General features: G+C 47.1%; 22 protein-coding genes. 6 read left to right on the top strand and 16 right to left on the bottom strand.

Annotation, left to right across the window (positions count from 1 at the left end):
• Nucleotides 1-59: 59 nt before the first annotated feature.
• From thrC to OXH00_22855, 6 genes are all read right to left on the bottom strand, one after another.
• The gene (gene thrC, locus OXH00_22880; GenBank protein ID MCY3743869.1) at nucleotides 60-1,388 is read right to left on the bottom strand and encodes a threonine synthase; all 1,329 of its coding nucleotides are present in this window, start codon (nucleotides 1,386-1,388) and stop codon (nucleotides 60-62) included.
• Nucleotides 1,385-2,026 carry an SMC-Scp complex subunit ScpB gene (gene scpB / locus OXH00_22875; GenBank protein ID MCY3743868.1) on the bottom strand — a complete coding sequence of 214 codons (642 nt, stop codon included), beginning with the start codon at nucleotides 2,024-2,026 and terminating at the stop codon, nucleotides 1,385-1,387. Before scpB ends, thrC begins: the two co-directional genes overlap by 4 nt.
• 11 nt (nucleotides 2,027-2,037) lie before the next feature.
• The gene (locus OXH00_22870) at nucleotides 2,038-2,892 is read right to left on the bottom strand and encodes a segregation/condensation protein A (protein ID MCY3743867.1); all 855 of its coding nucleotides are present in this window, start codon (nucleotides 2,890-2,892) and stop codon (nucleotides 2,038-2,040) included.
• Between the two features lie 66 nt (nucleotides 2,893-2,958).
• The gene (locus tag OXH00_22865; GenBank protein MCY3743866.1) at nucleotides 2,959-3,678 is read right to left on the bottom strand and encodes a site-2 protease family protein; all 720 of its coding nucleotides are present in this window, start codon (nucleotides 3,676-3,678) and stop codon (nucleotides 2,959-2,961) included.
• Between the two features lie 20 nt (nucleotides 3,679-3,698).
• Nucleotides 3,699-5,174, bottom strand: a complete 1,476-nt coding sequence (locus OXH00_22860) for a CCA tRNA nucleotidyltransferase (GenBank protein ID MCY3743865.1) — start codon at nucleotides 5,172-5,174, stop codon at nucleotides 3,699-3,701.
• 181 nt (nucleotides 5,175-5,355) lie between these two features.
• Nucleotides 5,356-6,036 (bottom strand): cyclase family protein, encoded by a 681-nt coding sequence (locus OXH00_22855; protein ID MCY3743864.1) that lies wholly within the window; start codon nucleotides 6,034-6,036, stop codon nucleotides 5,356-5,358.
• Nucleotides 6,037-6,198: 162 nt separating this feature from the next.
• Between OXH00_22855 and OXH00_22850 the strand changes: the two genes are divergently transcribed.
• A complete protein-coding gene (locus OXH00_22850; GenBank protein MCY3743863.1) occupies nucleotides 6,199-7,083 on the top strand; it encodes a GNAT family N-acetyltransferase in 885 nt (294 codons plus the stop codon).
• A 31-nt stretch (nucleotides 7,084-7,114) separates the two neighbouring features.
• Here OXH00_22850 and OXH00_22845 read toward each other — a convergent pair whose 3' ends face one another.
• From OXH00_22845 to OXH00_22825, 5 genes are all read right to left on the bottom strand, one after another.
• On the bottom strand, nucleotides 7,115-7,894 hold the full coding sequence (locus OXH00_22845) for an inositol-phosphate phosphatase (GenBank protein ID MCY3743862.1): 780 nt from the start codon (nucleotides 7,892-7,894) through the stop codon (nucleotides 7,115-7,117).
• A 193-nt stretch (nucleotides 7,895-8,087) separates the two neighbouring features.
• The gene (locus OXH00_22840; GenBank protein MCY3743861.1) at nucleotides 8,088-9,902 is read right to left on the bottom strand and encodes a lipase maturation factor family protein; all 1,815 of its coding nucleotides are present in this window, start codon (nucleotides 9,900-9,902) and stop codon (nucleotides 8,088-8,090) included.
• A gap of 56 nt (nucleotides 9,903-9,958) precedes the next feature.
• Complete coding sequence (locus OXH00_22835) at nucleotides 9,959-11,188, bottom strand: DegT/DnrJ/EryC1/StrS family aminotransferase (GenBank protein MCY3743860.1); 1,230 nt, start codon at nucleotides 11,186-11,188, stop codon at nucleotides 9,959-9,961.
• A gap of 155 nt (nucleotides 11,189-11,343) precedes the next feature.
• On the bottom strand, nucleotides 11,344-12,093 hold the full coding sequence (locus tag OXH00_22830) for a hypothetical protein (protein MCY3743859.1): 750 nt from the start codon (nucleotides 12,091-12,093) through the stop codon (nucleotides 11,344-11,346).
• A gap of 177 nt (nucleotides 12,094-12,270) precedes the next feature.
• Nucleotides 12,271-13,101: a phosphatase PAP2 family protein gene (locus OXH00_22825; GenBank protein MCY3743858.1), complete on the bottom strand. Its 831-nt coding sequence runs from the start codon at nucleotides 13,099-13,101 to the stop codon at nucleotides 12,271-12,273.
• 155 nt (nucleotides 13,102-13,256) lie between these two features.
• Here OXH00_22825 and OXH00_22820 point away from each other — a divergent pair, with 155 nt between their 5' ends.
• Nucleotides 13,257-14,234: a cache domain-containing protein gene (locus OXH00_22820; GenBank protein MCY3743857.1), complete on the top strand. Its 978-nt coding sequence runs from the start codon at nucleotides 13,257-13,259 to the stop codon at nucleotides 14,232-14,234.
• 92 nt (nucleotides 14,235-14,326) lie between these two features.
• Here the strand turns inward: OXH00_22820 and OXH00_22815 are convergent, their stop codons facing one another.
• The 3 genes from OXH00_22815 to OXH00_22805 form a co-directional block, all read right to left on the bottom strand.
• Entirely contained in the window at nucleotides 14,327-15,619 is a 1,293-nt protein-coding gene (locus OXH00_22815; GenBank protein MCY3743856.1) for a hypothetical protein, read from the bottom strand.
• A gap of 101 nt (nucleotides 15,620-15,720) precedes the next feature.
• Complete coding sequence (locus tag OXH00_22810) at nucleotides 15,721-16,785, bottom strand: ELM1/GtrOC1 family putative glycosyltransferase (GenBank protein MCY3743855.1); 1,065 nt, start codon at nucleotides 16,783-16,785, stop codon at nucleotides 15,721-15,723.
• A gap of 35 nt (nucleotides 16,786-16,820) precedes the next feature.
• On the bottom strand, nucleotides 16,821-17,591 hold the full coding sequence (locus tag OXH00_22805) for a hypothetical protein (protein MCY3743854.1): 771 nt from the start codon (nucleotides 17,589-17,591) through the stop codon (nucleotides 16,821-16,823).
• Nucleotides 17,592-18,429: 838 nt separating this feature from the next.
• Here OXH00_22805 and OXH00_22800 point away from each other — a divergent pair.
• Entirely contained in the window at nucleotides 18,430-19,287 is an 858-nt protein-coding gene (locus OXH00_22800) for a restriction endonuclease (GenBank protein ID MCY3743853.1), read from the top strand.
• Between the two features lie 66 nt (nucleotides 19,288-19,353).
• On the opposite strand, the gene OXH00_22795 is transcribed toward OXH00_22800, so the two are convergent.
• Entirely contained in the window at nucleotides 19,354-20,535 is a 1,182-nt protein-coding gene (locus tag OXH00_22795) for a mandelate racemase/muconate lactonizing enzyme family protein (protein ID MCY3743852.1), read from the bottom strand.
• 475 nt (nucleotides 20,536-21,010) lie between these two features.
• Here OXH00_22795 and OXH00_22790 point away from each other — a divergent pair, with 475 nt between their 5' ends.
• The 3 genes from OXH00_22790 to OXH00_22780 all read left to right on the top strand — a co-directional run bounded on the left by OXH00_22790 (nucleotide 21,011) and on the right by OXH00_22780 (nucleotide 23,871).
• Nucleotides 21,011-21,874: a phytanoyl-CoA dioxygenase family protein gene (locus OXH00_22790; GenBank protein ID MCY3743851.1), complete on the top strand. Its 864-nt coding sequence runs from the start codon at nucleotides 21,011-21,013 to the stop codon at nucleotides 21,872-21,874.
• A 2-nt stretch (nucleotides 21,875-21,876) separates the two neighbouring features.
• Entirely contained in the window at nucleotides 21,877-22,686 is an 810-nt protein-coding gene (locus OXH00_22785) for a formylglycine-generating enzyme family protein (protein ID MCY3743850.1), read from the top strand.
• Nucleotides 22,687-22,773: 87 nt separating this feature from the next.
• Complete coding sequence (locus tag OXH00_22780; GenBank protein MCY3743849.1) at nucleotides 22,774-23,871, top strand: hypothetical protein; 1,098 nt, start codon at nucleotides 22,774-22,776, stop codon at nucleotides 23,869-23,871.
• Between the two features lie 9 nt (nucleotides 23,872-23,880).
• Here the strand turns inward: OXH00_22780 and OXH00_22775 are convergent, their stop codons facing one another.
• Nucleotides 23,881-25,107: an MFS transporter gene (locus tag OXH00_22775; protein ID MCY3743848.1), complete on the bottom strand. Its 1,227-nt coding sequence runs from the start codon at nucleotides 25,105-25,107 to the stop codon at nucleotides 23,881-23,883.
• Between the last annotated feature and the right edge of the window lie 32 nt (nucleotides 25,108-25,139).

The following is a 25,139-nucleotide window of genomic DNA, read 5'->3' as shown; positions in this document are numbered from 1 at the left end:
TGGATTTGTTGCAAATCTTTATCGCTGTACGATTCAGTTTGCATCTTTATAGGTGGGAGTTATGCGTCGAGGTGTGTACCAATCTGTTTCAGGACCCCTTCATAGTCTGCTTCCAATTCAATCGGGGCATTTAGGTAGCGCGGGGCAGGTTCGCCGGGAGCGACGTTGTGATAGGCTACCTTGAAATCTGGGAATTTGAGACCAGTTGCTGTAGAGATGACAATGACTCTATCATCAGGTTGAATCTGTTTGCGCTCGACCATTTTTATGAGCACTGCCAATGCCACGCCGGTGTGCGGGCAATTGAATAACCCTGTTCTGTCTGCTCTTGCGGCAGCGTCTGATAGTTCTACTTCTGTCGCTTGGTCAACGATTCCATCAAATCGTTTCAAGGTCCGTATGGCGCGATGCACCGAAACCGGGTTCCCGATCTGAATGGCTGTCGCTTGTGTCGCTTGTGCTGTGATTGCGCTGAACTCTGTGAACCCTGTTTGATAACTTCGATAAAGCGGATTCGCGCGTTCAGCTTGCGCACAAGCGATGCGCGGGAGTTTGTCAATGATACCGAGTTCGTACATCATTAAAAAACCGAGTCCGAGTGCTGAAACATTGCCGAGGTTGCCTCCAGGAATGATAATCCAATCAGGGACTTCCCAATCAAACTGCTGTACGATCTCAATACTAATTGTTTTCTGTCCCTCAATGCGGAGAGAATTAATGGAGTTAGCGAGATAGAAATCTGTCCGCCCGGCAAGTTTTTGGACGATCTCCATGCATCCGTCGAAATCTGTCTCCAGCGAAAGCGTCAGGGCACCATTCGCGATAGGTTGAATGAGTTGTTCACGCGTAACTTTCGCTTTTGGCAAGAGGATAATTGCGGGTATACCTGCTGCAGATGCATAAGCAGCCAGAGCCGCGGAGGTGTCGCCGGTCGAAGCACACATAACAGCGCGGATATTTCCTGACTCAGCGATGATCTGTTTAACCATTGAGACGAGGACGGTCATCCCGAGGTCTTTAAAGGAACCGGTATGACTGTTACCACACTGCTTGATCCAGAGGTCGTGTAAGCCGAGTTGCTCACCGAAACGTTCTGCCCAGAATAGATTGGTGCCGCCCTCATACATAGAGATGATGTTATTATCATCAATGTTTGGGCAAACAAGTTCCTTTTTCCCCCAAACGCCACTGCCATAGGGGTATTGTGTACGCCTATAGCGCTGCTCAAAGAGGGATTTCCAATCAGCCGCGCTGCGTTGTTTCAGTACGCCCATGTCGTGTTGGACTTCTAACAACCCGTCGCAATTTTTGCACCGATAGATAATTTCAGTGAGTGGATAAGTCTCACCGCATCCTTCACTGCACTGGAACCATGCATCGTAGTTCATTGCTCAGCCCCCTCCTCCATCATCTCTGGCAGTAGATTTTGGGCGGGTTCACTGCCGTTTGGTGTGGTAAGAAGTTCGTCGATTTCATCAAGTGAAGGCAGGTCAGAGGCATCCTTTAATCCGAATTGTTGCAGGAACTCGTCGGTGGTTGAAAAAAGCAGGGCGCGCCCCTCTTTTCTGCCGGTGATGCGAACGAGTCTTTTCTCAACGAGCGAGTTGAGGACGCTGTCGCTGTTTACGCCACGGATTGCTGCGACATCGGCACGTGTGATAGGCTGCTTGTATGCGACGATCGCAAGCGTCTCAAGCGCGGATGGCGACAGTGTAACGCGAACTTGTCGGGTATAAAACTTCTGTATCCATTCTGAATATTCTGGGCGTGTGCTCATTTGGTAGCCGTTCGCTATTTCAACGAGATGAAAACTTCGATTTATCTCTTGGTACTCGTCTTGGAGTGCGGTGAGTGCTTTCCGGATGGCACGTTTACTGACGCCTGGCAGCGCGTCTTGAAACTGTTCCATCGAAATCGGTTCGCTCGCTGCAAACAGAATCGCTTCCAAGATTGACTTAAGTTTTTGTTCCGACATTAGATCAATTTCTTCTATCGGATTGACAGCAATAACATTTTCAGAATCCATAGACATAGTTCCTAATAGCCTCGTTCTCCTGAACGAGTGGTTTCTACGGGTGGCGGCGGCGCGATATCGCGATCCGGCTGGTGCTCCTGTTTAACGATATAGATACTCTCAAAATGATCCGTTTGAACGGTAACGATTTTTCCGATCCGAATCAGTTCTAAAATGGCAAGGAATGTGACAATCCGATCCGTCTTGCTTGAGGATAAAGGGAACAGTTCGTCGAATAGCAGTTGATCTGCAGCATCCAACTGTCTTTCAATAAAGGTAATTTTGTCTTCAACGGTGATTGTTTCTTCTTCAACCGTTTCGTAGAGCTCTTCGGCATCTACTTCCGCAGCGCGGTCATTTATAGCCTTGAAAGCGGTAAGCAGATCAAATAAGGTGGCTCTAATCTCGAATTCCCGTGTGCCGTCTAACTCCTCATGCAGTTTCGGACTTCTACTATAAACCCATGTCTGTCGCTCGGCGTAAACGTCGAGTACCTTAGAAGCCTCTTTGAAGCGTTTGTATTCCAAGAGTTGTTTTACGAGTTGCTCTTGGTCACGAATCGGGTGTTCCGCGTTTGCGGTGAGTTGTGGAAGAATACTCTGCGATTTAATATGCAGAAGCGTCGCTGCCATCACCAAAAATTCGGATGCCACATCTAAATCCAGTTCCTCCATTAAATTGACATATTCGAGGTACCGGTCAGTGATTTGCGCGATCTGAATATCGTAGATATCCATTTCCTCTTTCTGGATCAGATGAAGGAGTAAATCAAGGGGGCCCTCAAAACCTTCTAACTTGACCGAGTAGAGCGGGGCTACATCAGTAGATGTGGTTTCTAAATCTTGATTTTCAAGGGTTTCAGTTGTTTCAGTCAGCATATTTGATGCTTTCAGGATTGTAGGATGTAACTACAGATTTTCCATATTGAAAGTGTTGGATGACGTTTAGCGGAATAATAACTCGTATAAGATCACTTTTGGTAAGCCAACGATCTCAGCTGTCAATTTGAGTGTGTCGAGGCTGATAAGACCCAAGAACCCGAAGACATTAGGGAAAATAGGGAGGAAATAGGGCAGAAAGATGAGACACATCAGAATTGGCATCCCATACGGTGACAATTTTTCAAATTGGCGTGCTGCGTTTTCCGGGAGCAAGCCTCTTACAACGCTGAATCCGTCTAATGGAAAGAGCGGAAGCATGTTAAACGCTGCGAGAAATACACTGATCAGTGCCATACGAACAACTTGCTTGCCTATTTCATGGTGATAAGATGAAGATTCAAGCGGATTGAAGGGTGTAAATTCCAATGCTATTTTGAGTCCTGCCAAGATTACAAAAGTGAGAACGATATTCGTGACGGGCCCCGCTGCTGCGATCAGCATCAGGTCTCGCCTCGGGTTCTTAAGATTGTAAGGATTCACTGGCACCGGTTTTGCCCAACCAAAGAAACCACCTCCCAAAAGACTGCCGAACAAGGGGAGTATAATCGTACCAATCATGTCGATATGTACACCCGGATTCAGGGACATCCGTCCGAGATCGCGCGCAGTTGGATCACCTAACATATCTGCTGATTTCGCGTGTGCCCATTCATGAAAGGTTAGCAGAATAATGAATTGTGCAACTAAAAGAATTGCTCCGTATATTTGTTCTGGACTGAACATATTTTATCTAATCTTCCATTCTATTTTTTTAGTTTACAATGTTTTGCGGGGCGAGTGGTCTTTGAATCCCGCAAGCGACAAAATGCTTCCGACTTTGTCGCAGTTTTTCCATCTAATTGTGCAGCAAATGACTCCCAAAGCACTGTCTCAAAGGCTTTCCCCGGCTTTTCTCCTAACGCGATCAAATCGTCTCCTGTAATAAACGGTTGAACCTTGCGAAGCACGAGAAGATAGTCTTTTATTTTTTCACGTTTCCATTCTGGCACGATTGCATCTACATAACCGAGTACTAACGCTTCGATCGGATACGACTTTAGCAATTGGTAAACCTCGCTCGGTTTTACTGTTGCCTTTAATGCTGTAAGCGTCTGTTTCAACTGCCTATAAGCAGTGAGCGGTGTTTGTACCCGATAGAGATTCCCTTCTCCACATACATAAGTGTTCATATTGTCTGCATCAACGATGCACCACATGCCGTTCTGGTGTTCGATAGATGTGTTTTTCGACAACGAAAATCCCAATTTTTCAAAATTAGATGCTGTTACCTCTTCAAGCGAAACCCCGCGTTTCATCGCTTGTGTGCGGCTTATCAGTCGCTGGAGTTGATGCGCTAATCCGAGTCTGAAACTGATGGCTTCAATTTGGCATATCGGCATATCAGTGCCGAGGAGTGTCATCCAACGAACCCGTTCTGGCTGAAATGTTTCATCTACGAGATGCGCTGATGCCCAAGATATTGTCTGTTCTGCCTTCTTAAAGTCGTAGACAAATGCAGTCGATATATTTTGCCCTACAAAGATAACTTGCCACACGCCGAGTTGTGTGAGATGTTCTACAATTTTGGCTGCATGCTTCTCAAGAAGTACCCTGTCAATTTCATTGCGTATCCGTTCACCGCTCAACTGTGGCAATATCGGGAGTGCCTCCTGAATCAGAACTTGATCGGTTTCATCGATACGAAAGTTGTAACGTCCAGCATACCGAGCCGCGCGGAAGATACGCGTCGGATCGTCTATGAAACTTTGCTTGTGGAGTACCCGAACAATCCCTGCCTCAAGGTCTTCCAGCCCACCTGTCTTATCAACGATGGTGCCAAAAGCATTTGTGTCTAAACGCATTGCAAGCGCGTTGATGGAAAAATCGCGTCGGTGCAAATCGTCAGTGATCGTCCCGCGTTGCACTATAGGTAACGTGCCTGTGCCTTGATAAGTTTCACGCCGTGCGGTGACGAAGTCCACTTTAGGCAGGTCGATATTTTCAGGTGTGACGGTTGCAGTACCGAATTGGGAATGCGTCTCCAATGTCCCGTTCCACCGTTCAGACATCGTTTCAGCGACTCGGATTGCGTCTCCTTCCACAACGATGTCAATATCAGAACTTGGTCGTTTGAGCAGGAGGTCTCGGACAAATCCGCCGACGAGATAAGCGTTTTTTCCTGCAACTTCACCGATTTCATATAACAGGTTTAAGATCGGTTCGGGGATATTGGGTATCATTTTTCTCATGTCAAACGAGGTTGCAGAACCGCACCCTATCTGAAGGAGAGGGACATCTTTAGGATACTTATACCACTTCCAAATAATGATATTGCATTACCGGTTTTCATGAAACGTATAGCGATGCGGAACAAACTAACAGTTTATTCTACAAAAGAGAAATCTATTACCAGAAATTGTATTACACGAACGCGAAGACCCGCGTCGGTGCGCCGGAGCTCCGTGCTAACTTTAGGGGTGCGATTACTACGTAGAAATGCGTCGGGAGTTGACTCAAATTGCACAGGTCTTCAACGTGCGGGATACCGGCTCCGAGGAAAACGAGGTGTGCAGGCGGTAGACCGTCATGCAACGGTGGGTGCCCTGCTACCGAGTCAATACTACAGGCATCTGTTCCGATGACCTTTATGCCCTTTTCAACGAGCAATTCGGCGGCATCCTCACTGAAACCGATCCATTCTCGGTTGAAGTTATCCTGATAGACGAACCTATCCATTCCTGTCCGCATAAAGACGATGCTATCTTCTGAAATCTCGCCGTTTTCGGCTATCCACGCCTCAATATCTTCTGCCGTTACAGCGTCGTTCGGTTTTTTGATTGCTGAAAAGTCCATCAGGACAGCGTTTCCGGTCAGTTTCTCCTTTGGAATCTCGGCGATAGTTGCGCCACCGGGATACATTAAGCAGGGGGCATCCATGTGCGTAGAGTAGTGTCCAGACGTGTCAATCCGGCTTTCAAAGTAGCCATCTTTTTCCAACGTCGCTTGGTCATAAATTTTGGCAGGATCAATCGGCAGCTCACATGGACTATTTTCATCGACCACATAAGACAGATCCAGCACGTTTTGAAAGTCAAGGCGCATTATATTTTTCTCCTTCTAACAAACATGTTGCCCTCACAAAGCTATGATATGTAGTATAACACATCCCCTTGAAATATTCAAGGAAATCATATCTCGCGTCCTCCAGAAAAGTGCATCCGTTTTGGTGTATAAATGAAAACTATTTTGTCTGGAAGGGAGACTATGCGGCATAAGATTATTTACAGACATTGGCAGCCCGGCGATGATGACGCTATTTTAGCGTTGTTGTTACCTGCTGAGCAAGTTGATGAGAACATCTATAGAAATAAGTTTGAGGGTCACATTGAAGCGGAAGGGATAGGTTTAGCACTTGTCAATGAGAGGGTCGTAGGTCATGTCTGGGGTGAACCTTGTTCATTTTTCATTGAAGACAAGTGTCAGAGATTTGTAACAGTAGGTGCTGTCTTTGTAGCGCAAGATATGCGTCGCCAAGGGGTTGCAACCCGATTAATGCAGGAGCTGCATGCACACTTCCAAACAAAGGGCTATCGTGGCAGCATTCTTGATGTTGATGCAGAAGAAGCTATGCGATTGTATCAGAAAGTTGGTTACCAACAATTGACACAAGATTTACAAACCCAACTTCCACCCAATCAGAACGCATCGGAACTCAAATGGGCGGAAGTGAATCTCAACGATTTAAGTGCTTTACCTCAGTTGGATGAGATGTGGGCAAGACAGAATTTTCCTGTTAGCTGCGATCAACAAAGCATAAAAGTGAACCAGTATACTATGAGTGGGTACCGTATTTTACGTCAGGGTCAAAACATTGTCGGTTATGCAAGATGGGATGAACCCTCAGAATATTATCAACATGGGTTAATTCGTGACCCCATTGCACCAGATATGGATCCGATGGAGGTTATTGCATCAATTCAATCGGCAATACCGACAATTCGCACTTGGCAAACAGCGGAAGGTGGCAGGTATGAAGCACCTCTTCGGGCATACGGTTGCACATTTGAACCGACAACAACCGTTATAATGCTTTCATCCTTTGGTCAAGATATAGATTTAACAGGATATCACCGGACCGCTTGGTGGTAAAACTCAATTGATGATTAACAAGAAAATACATCTATGGTGATTGCGTATCATTAAAATAATTCAATAGAGTATTATGCAAGACACCATTTGTCGCGACTAATGAAGCGGTATCTTTCGTGATGGCTTGTCCTTGTATATCTGTTACCTTCCCACCGGCTTCCCGCACAATGACGGTGGCGGCAGCGATGTCCCAGATGCTAATCGCTGCCTCAACGACAGCATCCACTCTTGCAGAAGCCACAAGATGATACATGTAAAAATCGCCAAACCCTCTTGTGCGTGCAGCGTCATTGATGAGATTGTAGATACCGGGAAAAGTGGCTTTTTCTACAAACCACTTCAGTCCGCCGTGGCATACCATTGCGTCTTTGGGGTGTGCGACATCGGACACTTGGATCGGTTCGCCGTTCAGGAAAGCCCCATTTCCTGCCTCGGCATAAAGCAGTTCGTTCAAAAGGGGTGCATTGGAGACACCGAGAATCAGGTCATCGCCTTTCATCAGGGCAATCTGTGTACCGAAGATCGGGATTTTACGGATGTAATTTTTTGTAGCATCAATCGGGTCAATAATCCAGACGTATGGTGAATCTCCTTCTTCGATTCCGTATTCTTCACCTAAAAACCCGTGGTCGGGAAATGCCTGTTTAATGGTTTCACGGATGACTTTTTCCGCTCCTCTATCGGCGAGCGTGACCGGTGTTTCATCCTCTTTCAGTTCGACTTTCATGGCATCGCCGGTGTAGTAGGCAGTGATAATTTCTTCAGCGTTTTTGGCTGCTGCCAATGCAACCTTTAAGAATTGACTGGGCATAAATTCTCCTATTGGATTTTTGAAGTTAGAGGGCAGCGTAGAACGTGTCTACTTTTAGGTTTAACGGCACGACGGAGCGTGATTACTACTTTAGGTTTAACGGCACGACGGAGCGTGATTACTACTTGAGGTTTAACGGCACGACGGAGCGTGATTACTACTTGAGGTTTAACGGCACGACGGAGCGTGCCTACTACTTTTGGAGTGAAACTGCGGGGCAATAAAGTCCTTTCCGTTCACGAGACCACCACGTTCCTTCTGAACGTTTTGTGGCGATGTCGGTAAAATGGTAATCGTAAAGCGTGGCGCGGACATATCGGGGCGGATTTTCTGGGAACGGATTTTCTGCCAGCAGCTGCAAGACTTCAGATTTACCTTGTAGGAGTGCACCTATGAAATGGGGGAACCAAGGCGTATGCCGATAACTCCCTTGTAGTGCCGCAAACCACATCTGCCAATCCAGACGTGGTTGATGCGGTGCAACCCATTTGGGTGCCTCTTTGAGATCTCCGGGTTTCCATCGGAAATGGTAAGTCTCCCATGTTATCCGATCGTTGCTGCCTTCGACAATAATTTCTGGGCGGGACTCCGTCATATCTGCGAAGAGTCCGTAGGTGTTCACACTCCGAAACGGTCTCATCCAAGCGACATCAGGAAATTGCACATCTCTAAAAAGTTGCCCGCCGAATCGGATACCACTGAACACAAAGAGAAGCATTGCCACCACTGCGATACAGACGCGCCTATAGCGGTGAGGTGATCCTTCAACGGATTGGAAGTTCGGCATGAACCGTTTGGATAATAGACCTTTCCATGTTACATCGTCAATGAGCAGAAGACACAGTGCAATCGTCAGCAAATTAAAAAAGCAGTAGTTTCCTGTCAGGATGATGAGCACTTGTAGACCGATCAATCCGATACATCCGGCGGTCCGTAAACGTTTCGGTGCAAAAATTAGGAACGGGACAACGAGTTCAACGGCGAACATACCGATAACCGAGACTTTGTGGAGCCACTCTGGTAATTGATGCACATACCACCCGATCCATGTCGGTAAGGGCTGCGTTTCATAGTGGAAGTTGAGGGCGGTGAAATTTCGCCACACGGCATCGCTGACAAGTTTGACGAACCCGGAGGCGAACATCAACCGGAATAAGAGCCAACGTAAGAGCCATAAAAACGCGCCGGAGGGTTGAGACGCACGCCTGAATGTATCACGGATTCGCAGCGGTGCAAAAAAGATTGCTAAAAGTCCCGCCTCTAAAAGCAGCACGTCCCATTGGAAGCTAAGAAAGACCTGCCCGACTGTCACAAGCGACAGATAGAACATCCATAAACCGGTTAGAATAAACGGTGGAAAGAAACCCGCGATTAGAGCCAGAGACAAAACAATGCCACCGGCACACAAGAAATGGAGGCAAGCATCTGACGGGTTCAACCAAAACAGTGTTGGAAGGAGATAGTAGCCTTCCGTCCCAATCTGTTGACGTACGGCTGCTAAATACTGTTCTGCCGGTAGGATTCCGTTGCTCCCAACTAACCCGTGGATCTGTACCCATAGGGATAAAAAGGCGATGAGGTAGATACAACCGAGTCCTCGTAGGAACAGCCAGCGCGAAAGGTGGAACGTTGTTCGCTCGGTATGGGTCCCCCAAAACCAGCGCGTCAACGTAGAGAAGAACGGGCGGTGCTGGGCGACGAAGCGGTAGACCCACTCCGATACACTTTTAAACCCGAACAGATGGTAGTAGCACCAGAGGAGCAAACCGTTGTTCAAGGCACGAAAAACAGCCTCTGCCCCGCTCAAAACTGTGCCGTTCTGGAGGATTAACTGCACGGAGTTTTCAAAATCTGAAATCGGTATTTCTGGGAATTCCGCCGCCATCTCTTGATACGGGGCATAGTCAACACGGTCACCTGTGACGTGCTGCCACTGTGTAATCCAGTATCGGCAAAAATCGCAGTCATTATCGTAAACAAGGAGCGGTTTGCTGCTTTGTGGGTGCATCCGAGATTTTCAGAAGGTTTGTCTAACGCCTACAACTTTATACTCAGCATGAATGATTAATTCCATGCTTTGTGAATTTTAGTGATGGCTTCCACAATTTGATCCATATCCTTTTCTGATCCAAGGAACATATTTTGGAAGAGCCATACGCTCTGTTCGCAAACCAGTGCGGCATTCGGACAAGGCAATGATCGGATAAGATGTGGATATTTCTCCGCAACGTATGCCATTCCGGGTTCCTCCGAAAGCGGAGAGCGATAGCCGATGGAACACGGAATGCCTTCAGCAGAAAGCGCATTGACAAACGCCTGCCGGGATTTGCCACTGAAACCTTCAGGGTTATACTTTAGGCAGTAGAGGTGATAGCCGTGTTTCGTAACCCACGGGGCGAGTCGGGGCGGTGTAATACCGTTGATTGCCTCCAAAGCGTTAGAGAGATAGGCGGCATTCCGATTACGGCGGTCGGTTTGTGCTTCTAAAAGTTCCAACCGCACAAGCAGGATCGCCGCGAGGTATTCTGACGGACGATAGTTCCAGCCGAGGCGCGGGTATTCCCATCTCGCACCGCCCGGTGCACGCCCTACGTTCATAAAGGCGCAGACTCGGTCGTGAATGTCTTTGTCGTTTGTTGTGACCATGCCACCTTCACCGGAGGTCAAATTTTTCGATGCTTGGAAACTAAACGCGCCGACATCGCTGAGGGAACCCACCTTTTTTGTCTGATATTCTGCGCCGTGTGCCTGCGCGCAGTCTTCAATGATTGTAAGTTGGTGGCGTTGGGCGATTTCTCGTAGTGCCCCCATATCTGCTGGATGACCGCCGAGATGCACAGGTAAGATCGCACGGGTTTCGGGACCAATAGCCGCTTCAACGCCTGCTGGGTCAATTGTAAACGTTTCTGGTGAAATATCTACAAACACTACGGTACATCGGCGTTCCAAGACAGCACTTGCGGTCGCTACAAACGTATAGTTCGGCACGATCACCTCACCGCCATCACTAAATCCGTCGAGATCCAGCGCGCCGGCTAAGGCGGCACTGATTGAATCGGTGCCGTGTGGCATGAAGAGGGCATAATTTGTTCCGGTATACTGTGCGTACTGCTCTCCGAAACGCTCAATCATCGTACCGCCAGAGCCTTCATTTGCACTCAAATACACTTCCTTGAGCAGCGGTTCGATTTTTGATTCCCACTCATCGGTTGTCGTGAGGGGCCATGAGGACCACGGTTCGCTTTCTATGTTGCGGACAGGCGTGCCGCCTGAAATTGCCAGTTGGTTGGACATACGAATCTCCGATTTTCTCTAATGGTAGATTTTGCGATTAACGATACACCGCCGATCAGCGCACTTACCGGTAATGCCTATATGTTTTCATGGTTTTCTGCAAGCGTTTGGAAGGTTTTGCAGAGAGCCAAGATGCTTACGGTTGTCAGGTTCAGTTATTTGTCAGAAGGGATAGGGTTTCCCTTTGCATCCAAATACACAACTTCCCAGCCCACGGGTTCCACACCGTCATTTACGAGATTAGACTGCTGTTCTTCGGAGAGTACTGGACTCTTATTAAGCACTATTACTTCTCCATTCACCGTTTCTTTTTTCTCAGAAGCGGTCATGTGCCAGATCCGATGTCCTGACTCGCTTTTTTGTAAATAGATTCTTCCTGGAATAGCGGGTAGTCTGTTTTCACCGAACACAACCCAATCTTCTTCTGTCTCTGGTTTTACTTGATACTTCTGTTGACATTTCTGGATTTCGGTGTTAATGTATTCTGCTTTAACCGTTTCCCAATCATCTTCGGTGTAAAATTCTTTCAAGATCAGAGCCGATCGTATATTGAAGTATCCGTCATAAGCCTTGAAAGTCTCTATCGTAATGCCTTTATTGAGGAGCATTTGCAGCCATTCTTTGCGTGGGTATTTAGCATCCATATCTACGAGTGTAAACGCGATGTGGCGTTTTTCACTATGGGCTGTCTCAATACCTGCTGCCCACTTTGCGTTTGATGCGTGAGAAGTGTATCTCTCATCAAACGTTTCCATGAGAGCTTCAACAGTTTGAGGTCCGGTATATTTCTTGGTAGGTGCCGCAAAATTCGACCTCCACATCTCATGATCCGATATCGCGCCACACCCTATAAAAGCAATTCCGACAATGAGCAGGCGTAGCGTCGTTAGCACAATGTGTTTCATGAATTTTCTCCTTTTCTCAATCAAGGGCATTTGAAACGAGGTTTTATTTTCTACATTTCGGGGAAATTTTTCGTGAAGAGCACTTGTATTTGACGACCCTGTTAAGTTTACTATGCTATCCAAAAAACTGTCAAGGAAAAAGCAGTGTTGAGATAAAAGACAGAGGCCGATTGAGCGTTAAAAGAGTATGGTTGTGATACCGAAGACGATGCCAGCTAAAATTGCGCCTAAGAGCGCATCAATCGCATAGTGGAATCTACAGTAAACCGTGCCAAGTGTCAAACCTACACACAGCGGTAGTAGAATCAGGAACGCTGTACTATCATAACGGAATGCACAGAGCAGCACAATCACTGATAACGAGACATGTGCGCTCGGAAATGCCGTGCCTTTCGAGGAACCTCTTGAGACAACCGAATGGGTCAGTCTAAAGAAAAAACCTTTCGACAATGGACCTTGAATCTTTTCAAAAAGGTAGCGGGGACCGGTGACAGGTAGAAACGGATAACAGAGGAGACTTAGATTAAATGTTAATGTCTCCGCGAAAACTGTCTCTTGAAACGGTCCTATTTTTCCTTTGAAATAGAGCCACACCGCTAAAAACACGGCGATGACGTAGTAACTAAAATAACAGAGATGTAAAATTTCCGATAGAATTATAGATGGAAAACGGTCACTAAGTTCAAGACTTGGCATCCCTTTGAAAACCTGTTTTTCCCAGCGGATTACCGTTTCATCGAAATAGCGTTGAAACACCATCTGAGTCAACTTCCCCATCTCGAAATAGAAAAGCGCGATAGTGGATAACGGGTACCAATCCCGCAGGAATCGGAAAGGAAATAGCGTAGATGCGTCAGTGGGTGTCAGTAATACAATGCCTGTGATACAGAGCACGCGTGCGAACAGATAGAGATACCAGCGCGCGACATTTTTGTGAAAGATTAAAATGAGTACACCGGTGAGTACTAAATACCCAATAGCAATCCAATCGTAAGGGAGAAGATTCATAGTTCCATTTTCGGTACAGTGTTTGTTTATTCCGACAGAATTTATCCTATTGTGGAAAAAATAACAAGAAAAAAATTGACGCGTTTGACAATCGCGGAGTAAGTGATTATAATTAAAGTGAACTAAATTTTATTGACTAAAAGAGGAATCAAAAATTGAGAAATTTTTTGTTGATTTTACTGATGATAGGACTCACAACAGTTAGTATCACTGGCTGTGATAGACCGATGACGGAATCGATGATGGATGCCGTCACACCGACTGAGATGCCGACAATGGATGATCCGGAGGCGTTTGCAGTTGCTCTTGTGCAAGGAGCGGTCGATCTCTACACAACAAAAGGTAGCGAGGCGATAGCCTATTACAATGACCCAATGCGTATTGACGGGCAGTGGTATGTGTTCATTGCTGATGAAAATAATATCTATGTCGCGCATCCGGCGAAACCCGAATTCGTTGGTAGAGATATAACCAAGATTTCTGGAGTTGACGGGGCACTAACAGGTTTAGAGATCGCTATGGCGACAGAAGATGGACGTTGGACTGCGTACTTGTGGCCTAATCCAGAAACTAACAAATTAGAACAGAAGCGTACGTGGTCGATTCGTCACGATGGCTACCTTTTCGCTTCCGGGTACTATGAACCGTGGAGTCCTGATCCCGCGACGATTCTTATAGACTCAAAAGATGATCCAGAGGCATTTGCGCACGCCTTTGTCTTGGCAGCGGTCGCACGTTATGAATCTGAAGGGCTCGATGCTACGGCAGCCTACTACAACGCCCCGGCAAGTGTTGACGGACAGTGGTATGTGTTCATCACGGATGCAAATGATACCTTCGTTTCGCATGCACCGATGCAGGAATTGGTAGGAACGGATCTGAAGGATGTCATGGGACTTGATGGATCGGCTTTAGGGGCAGAGATCGCCAAGGCAACGGGGACAGGACACTGGATTGAGTACTTATGGCCCAATCCTGAAAGTGGCATGAATGAAATGAAGCGCACGTGGCCAATCCGCCACGATGGTTACCTTTTTGCTTCAGGATATTATAAACCTATGGCGGAAGATTCCGTGTCTCTAACGGAAGATGCTGTGTCAGTCGTGGAAGATTCCATGCCAGCAGGAAATTAGCCGATCTATGGCGGAGATTGAAGCCGCGCTATACGTTAAAATAAAAAGGCGAGGTCCGCGGACCTCGCCTTTTCTTGCAAATTCAACGGACGCTAACGGTCGCGTAGCGAAGGCTTAGACCGTTCTAATCGCTCAATTAACGCTCGTGATTGCTTGAGTGCCTCTTCTGCGTCAACCTTGCCAAAATAAACCGCATTCTTTCTCTTGTCGTGGAGTTTCTCAAACATCTGCTTCAAGTAGGCGGCTTTATAAGTTTCCCAATGATCAGTCGGTGAAATACCGAAAAGGCTGGAAGACCAAACCTCTGGATGTTTCTCAAGTTCTACCAATTCATCCCGTTTTGATAGATATGTCCAGTACTCTTCAAAGTTGTCAATGGTAATGCCTTTATCAAGGAGCATCTGGAGCCATTCATCCCGCGGGTATTTTGCATCTACTTCGCTCATCGGAAGCGGGACACTATACTTAAAATTGATACCGTTGTCGAGTGTATAGCTGACACTTCCAGAAGTGATGGCATACCTTTCGTTGTACTTTTCGTCGTAAGCGTCTTGCAGTGTTTTGACAGTTTGCGGCACTACAATAATGCGCTTCTTAAACTCAACCGAGGGTATCTCTTTAGGAAAGTCGTGTAGAGATCGAAACAATTTCTCGGGGACATCATCTTTTCCTAAATGACGGTGGTGCTCTTTTACGATTTCGTCAATATTGAAAACCCGCGCCAGCTGTCCTTTTTTCAATCGCTTTTCAATCTGACCGAGTTCTCGCTCAATATAGGCAGCTTTATAGGTTTCCCAATCCTCGGTTGCTGGGATCTCGAAAAGTCCGGATGTCCATACCTGTGGCTGTCTTTCAAGATGCACTAAGGTATCCCGAAGGAACAGATATTCCCAATACGCCTCTGCGTTTTTGATTGTGATCCCTTTGTCGAGTAGCATCTGGAGCCATGCGTCGCGCGGATATTTCGCATCGACTTCGACGAGCGGGATATTTTCATGATACGCAAAGATTTCAGTATCACCTGCCGTGTAGGACACGCGGACGGTGGTATCCTTGTGTTTCTGGTTGTACCCTTCGTCATAAGTGTTTCGCAGCTCTTTAGTTGTCTGCAAGATGGCGTAGTCTTGGGTCTGTGGTGGCGACGCGATCTCGTTTTTCAGTTCTGCGGCGAGTGCTGCAAATTTTTCCCGAATAGTGGCACGCATTTCAGCACGCCGCGCTGCATCCATTTCGCCAGCAGACTTTAACACAGTTTCGGTCTGTTCGTTTACCCAAGCTTCCCAAGGGTCTTCAGTAGTTTGTGCTTCAGGGCGCGCTACGAAAAATGCGACGGTTCCTAATGCGAGCAGAAGCGTCAGTATATGGACAATCTGTTTGGTTTTCATTGTGTGTCTCCTTCGGTGAAGTTGTGGTTGGTTTATGTTAACTTTTAGATCGTACGGATTGACACACCGAATGTGGAAAAAAGTTCCGCAATTCTTTTGGATTAGTTACTGTCGATTAAATTACGAATCGCATGCACTGCTGCATTTGTATCTTGGAGCGGCATGTTCGGTACACGCGAGGTGAGTCCGTCGGCGATATGCTGCTTTAACTTATCAAGTTTGCATTGGTTCACAATGGCATGGTGTTCCATGTACTGATAGGCGTTATACCGCTTCGGTTTTCTCACAGTGTCTCTTGATAGTGTTAGCACGATAACAGGATGCCCACTACTCGCCGCTTCACACACCATTGTGAAACTATCTGCGGTGACGATAAGTAGATCGCTTAAGGCGAGGATGGCTTGATAGGGGTCTGCAAGTTCTGAGGGTGTGTCTGGTTCAATGAAGAGCGGACACCACGCGCTGTGTTTAAGTGTTGATGCCAAATGTGCTGTTACTTCTGTCGGTGTTCGACGGGAAGTCGTGACCAATATCTGTGCATTCATTTCTATTGCAACTGTCTGGCAAATCTCGCTGAGTTGTTCGGCATCTGTAGATGTAATAGTTTCGTGTCGGTCTGCGCCACCGATGAGGAGTCCAATCCGTGGACAATCAGGGAGATTGAGTTTTTGGATGAGTCGTTTTTGCTCGCTATTCAGCGTATCTGGTGAGATGGGGTTCGGCACACCGACTGTTTTGCAGACGTTATCCTTGTCTCTTTTACCGTGCCATGAGAACATCGGGAGAATCGCGAGGTCGAAATTTCGGACCCCCAACGGTGAAGGTCTACGACATGTGACTGTTTTGGCACCGAGAAGCCTACCAAGGAGTAGGTTGACCGCTGCGACAGATGAACCCGTCGACAGGATAATATCAGCGGGACGAAAGGCTGTCAACGCATTGTAAGTCTCAGCAGTGAGACTCCAGCGAAGAAGTGTGTGGATAAGCGAGATCGGGAGTGGTGTGCCGCCGAAAATACACATAAAGACACGCAGCAGATTATCACGCCACTTACGCCGGAATTCTACCGTAAGCCATTCAGTTTCGGATTCAGACAACTTTTCTACAATGCCTAAAGATTGCTTGTAATGCCCCGGCTTATTGTCGCTTAAAATAACAACTTTCATTTGCAAGTAGTAGGCATACTCCGTATGCCGTAACGCTAATTTTCGATTATTTCTGGGAAGGTATACGCGATTAATTCAGTTATACCATTTTCACCCTCAATCTTGACAATGCCGACGTGTGGAGCGAACCATACCCTCTGACGCTGCTGCGTTGTTTCTGCCTCTGAGAAGAGCGTCTGCGTGATTTCTGTCTGATATTCGATCTGATACGTTTCCTCAAAACTTCCGGCAGGGGTCTCAAGTGAACCTATGGCAACAACCTCACCCTTAACACTCACGTGTACCGCGAAAGGGAACTGCAGCAGCACAAGGTTCTGCAAAATAATGCTTCCATTGACATTCGTATTGAGGGCATCCCACTGGAAATTGGGAGTCAACGGCAATTGGCAAAAAACAAATTCAGGGTGTGTGATCGGCTCTACAGTGATATCCAGTTCCAAGCCAGCGAATTCGTCTGCAACCGAAGCAGGCAGTTCACTTTGAACGTAACGCTCTATCTTTTCACCGATGACGAATAATACTTGGCTATCCGTAACGCGTAAAACATCGGGTTTCAGATAGTCAAACTCCGTTTCAGTAACCGGTGGTGTGTAGGTAAAAACCTGAAAGCCCTCTCCGTGAATACTATTTCCATCAGTAACCTCTCGCGACCACTCGGATCCATCGGCGTTCCGATAGACCCATCTGCTGCCGACAGTATCGGGAAAGTAGTTCGGCATCTGCTGCACTATCGGCGCGGGCATTTCATCGGAACCGCATCCGAATAGGATAAAGATACCACACAGCATGAAAAAAATCAGTCGCATTTTATTTTAATTTCCTATTTTTTTCAAGGACTGACAGTATGAATTTGACGAAATTAACCCTCACTGCCTCTGATACGAGCTGTTCTAACAGAGGTCCGCTGGCTTGCTGAGAGATTAGGGTGCCATCTCTATCAATGAACCACCCGGAAGGGATGTTGCGGATATGGTCAAAATTACTTTCACTTGGTTGTCCTCTTGTTTTTCTTTAAGGTGTTGCTCAAATGGTGTTGGAAGATATTTTACCTTTCGTCTATTGATGTGTTGTTGAAACTTAAAGATAGTATAGCATATTGCCCAAGAAATTCAACTGTTTTTGCTTGACTGATTGTGTTAGAGATCGTTACCTCTCTGACGCTCCAGGCATCCTTGAAGTCAGGACGATTTAGTTTTAAGGATTTATTGTGTTTCAGGTCTTTTTTTAAAGATCCGGTGCGGTTAGGAGGGAAACACCCAAGCAAAAACACCGCACCTACCGGGCTTGGGGTCCGAAAATTTGGCAAAAAAATGGAAAACTAAATAACCCTACACATTGAACAGAAACCGAGTGAAACTCAACGTTTTGTTTTCGGATTTCTGGGACTGTGACGGTATAAAGTTGGGTTTCACTCAGTCCTTGAATTTAACAGCGACATGTTGAATTTGAAGGGGATTTGGAACCCACACATCCGGTTTCTCAGTTTCGTTCAACCCAACCTACGGCACGTTCAATATCCCTGAGTGTCAAACGAAATTCCTTGGCAAATAGATTAGATGTGTTATGCTCTTAAGACATTTTTGAAACTATTATAGTGCGAAAAGTCGTAGAAAATTTTAATTGATATTGGAGATTTTGATAAAGATGCCTATACCATCTACTGACGAAATGACTCTACCTGTTCTTCAGCACATAGCTAACGGTCAAGAATACCGTCGCTTGAGTATTATAAAAATGCTTACCGAACATTTTTCGCTTACCGAGGATGAAAGGAGGAAACTAGGTAAAAGTGGACAGATGGAAAAATCCTTGAGTCGTAAAGGACTCATAGAGCGATCCAGAGAACGGCATTACCGAATAACAGCTCTCGGACGTAATGTTTTAAGTCAAAGCGTAGAAGAAATTTCTGCGCCTGATCTAAACGCTGGAACTAGTGGGGACCTACCTGACTCTGGGGAAAACCTTGGGATTGGAGAAGGTAACCAACGTCCTGAAAAATCCATTGAAGAAAATTATCAGCAAATCAGAAAGGAATTAGCGGAAGAATTACTGCAACAAATTAAAAAGAACTCTCCTACTTTTTTTGAGGAATTAGTTATTGATTTGCTCGTTGCAATGGGATATGGTGGTTCACGCGAAGATGCCCAAGCCGTAGGACGCAGTGGTGATGGTGGAATTGATGGTATTATTAATGAGGACAGACTCGGTCTTGACGTGATTTACGTTCAAGCAAAACGGTGGGAAGGAAATGTTGGTGAACCTGATATTGCAAGGTTTGCGGGGGCGTTGGCTGGAAAAGGTGCTAATAAGGGAATTTTCATCACAACATCAGATTTTACCAAGGCTGCGAGAGCGTACGATGCTTCAGGTTTCAAAATTATTCTTATTGATGGAAACCAACTTGCCCAATATATGATCGAACACAATGTTGGTGTTTCCATAGAGAAAACGTACGAAGTCAAACGTGTAGATTCCGATTATTTTGCTGAAAACGTTGAATGATGCAAAACACTGCGATGTGTGGGTTATGTGAATCACAGAAAATCCGAGATCCACACAACCACCATATCAAACCACTTCCATCCAAACCCCCGGCACGAACCCTGGATATTCTCCTTCGCTGAACGCCGGGTAATAGACACCCTCGTTGTCAAAATCGTGGACCGTCTCGCCACCGCCTTCGTTTGGGATATGCACCCTGCACGTATAATCGGTCTGATTGAACAACTGCTGCGGTGTCGGTGTAGATGGATCCACACGGTATGCTGCTAACGCTGCCTCATCAACCGTAATCCCCAGTCCTGGCGACTCAGGAACCTGAATTGTTCCTTCAACCACCGGAAGCCGCGTTTCGAGCAAGTCCGATTCCCACAACTCATGACACGTAATCGCTGGTAATTCCGCTTGGGATAGCACGGCACCGAGATGCACCGAGTACGCCGTTGTAATCCCTGTGCCGACCATCTGGAGCCAGTAGGGTTGATCGAACGAAGCACAGAGCGCGTTCGTCCGCCGGAGCGAGTTCACACCACCACCGACAACGAACCCACCACAACACCGCGCATGCAAGCAGGACTCGTTGAAATGCTCTACAATCCGTTTTTCGACAGCCGCTTGCAATCGCGCTGCACCCTCTACATCTGTGCCGAGATAGTACGGACTCTCATAGATAGCGACATTCGGGTGTTTATCTAAGTGTTGTAAAACAGGGATAGCGTTATCCGCAGTCCGTAGGAATCCGTTGAAATCAATGTCGAGCCGGTAGTCTGCTGGCACCGCATCACCGACGGCATCCACCTGCGCGAAGATGTCGCGCCACGGACGCGCTTTGAGTTTCGCAGACGTATAACCGCGTTTCACCGATTCTTGGACTTCCGCCACCCAATCCTCCGGCGGCATATCAATATCCCACCACGAAATGGGGCATTTCTCGCGAACCTTGGGTCCAATGAGTTGGTAGACAGGCACATCCACCGATTTGCCGATCGCGTCAAAAAGCGACATCTGAATACCGAACCCGACGCTGTCATCGTTCATACATGCAAACGCGTTTTGTCCGATCAGTTGTTCAATGTTCGCTGATTCATCTGATAAATTCTCGCCGTATCCGACAACGCCGTTGCTGAGTTCAACACGGTAAACATGAACCCGTTCACCGTGCGTCAAAGCGCGGTGCATGTGTCGGCTGACCCGCTCGTGATAGAAAGGTACGTTCAACGGAATCGCTTCAAGGTGTTTGATGCTAAGCATGAAATATCTCCTAAAATAGAGGGTCCGCTTTGATAGTGCGTCTATACATTTCTACATTTATTGCACATTGTTCCGAATTGTATCACACTTTCAAAATTACAGGGCAAGAATATTGCGACAAATCGCCTTTCTATGAACTCAGTTTTGAAGAAAACCGTCAGTGTTTGCAACCAAAGGGGAAAATAGACTATCGTAACTTGAGTTTGATAGTTAAAGGAGGGTTAGAAAATAAAATACAAATATAGACGTAGGCACCTTTCCAGTAACGGGTGGGGACCCCGGGTTTCACTCGGTGGTGATTTCAAGTTTCTCTGTTCCTTTGAAAATGCTGTGCTGTGTACGATTTTTAGTAGGTCTCCGTTCAACCCAACCTACAGGACTGATAGTTGACAACCGACAACAGTTGACACGCCACCCGTTTTGTTGCTATAATATCCTTAAGTCTACAACTGTTTTTGTCAGCAAGGAGCGTTTTATGGCAAGGATTGAACCCTTTAATGTTTCAAATGAACTTTTAGGTGAACCCGATAAACTGCAAGAGCAGGCGCGGCAAGATGGTTATCTCTTTTTCCGTGGCTTGATTGATGCCGATTCTATCTATAACTTGCGTCAAGATTTCTTAGAAATCTGTCATCGACACGGATGGGCAGAAGGTGGAGATGCCTTGATGGACGGCATCCGCACGGGGGGTCCCTACATGGAAGGCGATGACGGTTATTGGCCCGTCTTAGATGAATTCCAATCCTTGGAATCTTTCCATGCGTTCGCGCACCATCCAGCGATCTTGGACATGTTGGACAAACTCTTCGGCGAGAAGACACTTGTGCATCCGCGGAATATTGGAAGAATTATGTTCCCAGAAAACACTAAATACACAACGCCTGCACACCAAGATTTTATCCATATCCGGGGCACAGAGGAGACCTATACCGCATGGATACCGCTCGGCGTGTGTTCGACAGCGTTGGGTGGATTAACAGTACTCTCTGGATCGCATCAAGGCGGTATATATCCCGTGAAACCAGCCCTCGGTGCGGGTGGACTCGGCATTGATACCGAACCCTTGGAAGCAGACGGACTCTATTGGGTAGCAGGAGACTACGAGATTGGCGACGCGCTTTTCTTCCACAGTCATGCCGTTCATAAGGCACTGCCGAACCAGAGTCCGGATCTGATTCGACTTTCGGTCGATTATCGCTATCAAGGATGCTCGAAGCCGGTCACAGAAGGGTCGCTTTTACCGCATTTCAATCGGATGGGTTGGGACGAAATTTATACCGATTGGAAATCAACGCAGTACCAGTATTATTGGAACGCCTTTGATTTGAATCGAGTTTAGTGATGAAAATTGTATTGACTCTCCTGATCATCGGTGTTTTATATGTTACAGCGAGCCTGTCTTCACAAACCGTCAATATGGTGCTGATCCCAGCAGGCGAGTTCCGCATGGGAAGTAACAACGGCGAGCGCGATGAGAAGCCGGTGCATACTGTCTATCTTGATGCCTTTTATATTGACAAACATGAGGTGACGGTTGCAGAATACAAGGAATTTGTTGAAGCAACGGGGCATCGACCGCTACCAGAATCTGTAGAGCGAACCTCGCCAACCGATCAACACCCTGTGGTTCAGGTCAGTTGGCAGGATGCGATGGCGTATGCGAAATGGGCAGGCAAGCGGTTACCGACAGAAGCCGAATGGGAGAAAGCCGCACGCGGTGGGTTAATCGCGCAGGATTATCCGTGGGGAGATGCGATTGATGCCAGCAGCGCAAATTACAACAAAAATACAAAATCTGGCGCGCATGATGAACGCGCGACACCTGTCGGTGCCTATCCTGCTAACGGCTACGGATTGCACGATATGTCTGGGAACGTCGCGGAGTGGTGTCTTGACACATATCACCGAAAGTTTTACGCGGATGCACCACGAGATAACCCGATTGCTGGTGCTGAGAACGTCCAACAGGCTATTACAAATGCCGGTGTTAGCAAAGAAAAGCGTGTTGTGCGTGGTGGGTCATGGAGTTTCAACGCAAAAAGCGTCCGCGTCGCGAATCGGCTCGCTGAGAAACCCTCACTTTTAAGCAGCGATGTCGGCTTCCGCTGTGTTAAAGTAGTAGGTACACGGCGTGTGCCGTCGAGAAAATAGTACCGTTATAGAATAGCAGGTACATGTCGTGCGCCGTCTACAAAGCTATAGTACCATCATAATGGATCCAAGGAAAAGAGAAACCAATTGATCAATTTTCAACGACGAAAACTTAATACTACACATCGCATCTGTTTTGTCACAATACTCGTCGGATGTATTTGTATTGCTGTTTTACCGGCTGTCGCCGAAAACTATACGGGTGATTTTTTAACAAACGGTGTTGGCGGGCGCGCACTCGGATTAGGTGGCGCGTATGTTAGCATTGCTGACGATGCGACGGCTACCTATTGGAACCCTGCTGGTATTGCGGCGGTTTCCGATAATTATCAGTTCTGTCTGATGCACGCCGCGCGGCGTTCCGGGTTAGGCACGTTCAACTATATCAGTGGTACAACGCAAATTCTGCCGAAACTCAATCTCGGGCTGTCGTGGATTCGGGCAGGCGTAGACGACATCCCAATCTATCCACTCGTTCCAGCCTTTGATCCGAATATTAGTGCCGGTGAACGACGGAACCTCGCCAAAAACCGACCGAGAGAATCAGACTTTACGCCTGTGGGTTACCTAAACGATAGTGAAAACGCCTATGTTTTAACACTCGCCACGCGTTGGGTTGTCAGTCAATCGTGGTGGGATAACTTCGGTAGGGATTCGGTGCCGCCGGAGTTTATGGTCGGTGCGAATGCAAAATGGATTTCGCAACGCTTAAGCGGCGGCGATATTGACATTTATAATTACGGGAGTTGGGGATACGGTTTTGATGTTGGCGCGCTTGTCCGTTTGCCGGACTTTAACGGGCTTTTTAGGCTGGAGAACTTCGGTAGTCTCTCCTTCGGTGTCAATCTTCAGGACATTTCAAAGACGACTTTGACGTGGAACACGCTGTCTGCGCCGAAAGAATCTATTCCTGCGAATTGGAATATAGGGGTGGCGTATACTAACAGTCGTGTTTTCAATCGAGAATTGATCCTCTCTTACCAGTGGCAGCAACGCTATGGTGGTCAGATGCATCTCGGTATAGAGTATCAGATTAGCAAACCTTTAGCTTTACGCCTCGGCTACCGCGAGAGCCGTCTTACAAGCGGCATCGGTATCCAACTTCGCCAGTTTCGGCTCGATTACGCGCTCCTCTTCGGTGACCTGATTAGCACACATTTTTTGAGTCTGCTGTGGAATTTTTAAGAAGCGACTTTAGACGCTTGGTTTCGACAAATCTGGTTGATCGCGTAACAGGATCAAGAGCGGTGCAAGGACCAACGGGAGCATCACCAAACCGTCTAACACAATCGGCAAACCGTATTGGTCTCCTAAAACACCAACAATTTTATTCAAAAAGCCACCGACACCCCACGCGGCACCCATCATTAAACCGGAGGCGATGTTTTCATGTCCGCGCAACATGATCTGCGCGAGAATAATGTTAACAGTTATCGAACTCGTAAGAATGACGTTGCCTAAAAAGAGGAGTGCGAGGAAACTGAACCCGTCCGTGTGTAACGACCAGTAAAGAAGGGGCGGCGCACCGAGAAGTGATACCAATAACAAAACATAAGTGTTGACGCGACTCATCAGCCATCCACTTGACAAAATACCCATTGACCCGGCGAAAATAAAGAGGGCGATGACCAGAGAACGCCCTTGGTCTGAGTAGCCTTGATCGGCTAAATGGACAGAAAGAAAGGTTTCGATACCGGTGAGTGTAACGGTTCGCATCGCCGCAATAACGAATAGCACAATGATGGGGAGCAGGCGCGGTGAAGCAACACGCCAAAACGGTTCTTGCGGGATTTGATCGTCGCTTGGTGTGCCGCTCGTGCTGACAGTTAAATCGAGTGCCTTCTCAAATTTTAATACTTTTGGTAACAGCAACGCCACGAGTAAACCGGGTATCATTTCCCAAACAAGGTATTCCAAGCCGAAACGGTACGGGATAAACAGGAGTACCAGCGGCCCGAGTGCACGTCCAACGTTTCCACCTGTTAGAAATATGGAGATACCCATCCCTCTCTGTTCTGAAGCGAGCGCACCTGCATAAGTCGTCGCCTGTGGGTGGAATGCAGCGACCCCAATACCACCGATAGCTAACAACAGATACACAATATTAACAGATGGCGCAAGCCACAATAGACTTAAACCGAGCGCACTAAAGGCCACGCCTATTGTCAGAAAATGCACTGTTCGCACACGATCTGATAGCCATCCAAAGACTATCTGTCCGAATGAGCTAAATACGCTGTAAATTGAAACGAAGTTCCCCGCTAAGCTATTCCGTGTCGCAGCTGTGGCTAACTTCGTCAGCAGGAGCGGTTGCAAATGTGAGAGAAGCGTCGCGTAGGAATCGAGAACGGTATGTGATAACGTGAGAAAATAGAACTGTTTCCGAGTGGAAGTTTTTGAGGTGTCTTGATTGTTATCCATGAGATGAAATGATACCGCGTTTCTATAAAAAT

The organism is Candidatus Poribacteria bacterium, from assembly GCA_026706025.1.
GTDB lineage: Bacteria > Poribacteria > WGA-4E > WGA-4E > WGA-3G > WGA-3G.
The sequence above is the reverse complement of the archived record's forward strand: the minus strand, read 5'-3'. Positions and strand labels throughout refer to the sequence as shown.

Excerpts from the sequence above, each read along its gene's own strand:
- OXH00_22845 (MCY3743862.1), bottom strand. The coding sequence starts at position 7,894 with ATGCCCAGTCAATTCTTAAAGGTTGCATTGGCAGCAGCCAAAAACGCT.
- OXH00_22855 (MCY3743864.1), bottom strand. The coding sequence starts at position 6,036 with ATGCGCCTTGACTTTCAAAACGTGCTGGATCTGTCTTATGTGGTCGAT.
- OXH00_22810 (MCY3743855.1), bottom strand. The coding sequence starts at position 16,785 with ATGAAAGTTGTTATTTTAAGCGACAATAAGCCGGGGCATTACAAGCAA.
- thrC (MCY3743869.1), bottom strand. The coding sequence starts at position 1,388 with ATGAACTACGATGCATGGTTCCAGTGCAGTGAAGGATGCGGTGAGACT.
- OXH00_22865 (MCY3743866.1), bottom strand. The coding sequence starts at position 3,678 with ATGTTCAGTCCAGAACAAATATACGGAGCAATTCTTTTAGTTGCACAA.
- scpB (MCY3743868.1), bottom strand. The coding sequence starts at position 2,026 with ATGGATTCTGAAAATGTTATTGCTGTCAATCCGATAGAAGAAATTGAT.
- OXH00_22815 (MCY3743856.1), bottom strand. The coding sequence starts at position 15,619 with ATGAAAACCAAACAGATTGTCCATATACTGACGCTTCTGCTCGCATTA.
- OXH00_22830 (MCY3743859.1), bottom strand. The coding sequence starts at position 12,093 with ATGAAACACATTGTGCTAACGACGCTACGCCTGCTCATTGTCGGAATT.
- OXH00_22805 (MCY3743854.1), bottom strand. The coding sequence starts at position 17,591 with ATGCGACTGATTTTTTTCATGCTGTGTGGTATCTTTATCCTATTCGGA.
- OXH00_22835 (MCY3743860.1), bottom strand. The coding sequence starts at position 11,188 with ATGTCCAACCAACTGGCAATTTCAGGCGGCACGCCTGTCCGCAACATA.
- OXH00_22785 (MCY3743850.1), top strand. The coding sequence starts at position 21,877 with ATGAAAATTGTATTGACTCTCCTGATCATCGGTGTTTTATATGTTACA.
- OXH00_22840 (MCY3743861.1), bottom strand. The coding sequence starts at position 9,902 with ATGCACCCACAAAGCAGCAAACCGCTCCTTGTTTACGATAATGACTGC.
- OXH00_22800 (MCY3743853.1), top strand. The coding sequence starts at position 18,430 with ATGCCTATACCATCTACTGACGAAATGACTCTACCTGTTCTTCAGCAC.
- OXH00_22850 (MCY3743863.1), top strand. The coding sequence starts at position 6,199 with ATGCGGCATAAGATTATTTACAGACATTGGCAGCCCGGCGATGATGAC.
- OXH00_22860 (MCY3743865.1), bottom strand. The coding sequence starts at position 5,174 with ATGATACCCAATATCCCCGAACCGATCTTAAACCTGTTATATGAAATC.
- OXH00_22775 (MCY3743848.1), bottom strand. The coding sequence starts at position 25,107 with ATGGATAACAATCAAGACACCTCAAAAACTTCCACTCGGAAACAGTTC.
- OXH00_22825 (MCY3743858.1), bottom strand. The coding sequence starts at position 13,101 with ATGAATCTTCTCCCTTACGATTGGATTGCTATTGGGTATTTAGTACTC.
- OXH00_22790 (MCY3743851.1), top strand. The coding sequence starts at position 21,011 with ATGGCAAGGATTGAACCCTTTAATGTTTCAAATGAACTTTTAGGTGAA.
- OXH00_22795 (MCY3743852.1), bottom strand. The coding sequence starts at position 20,535 with ATGCTTAGCATCAAACACCTTGAAGCGATTCCGTTGAACGTACCTTTC.
- OXH00_22870 (MCY3743867.1), bottom strand. The coding sequence starts at position 2,892 with ATGCTGACTGAAACAACTGAAACCCTTGAAAATCAAGATTTAGAAACC.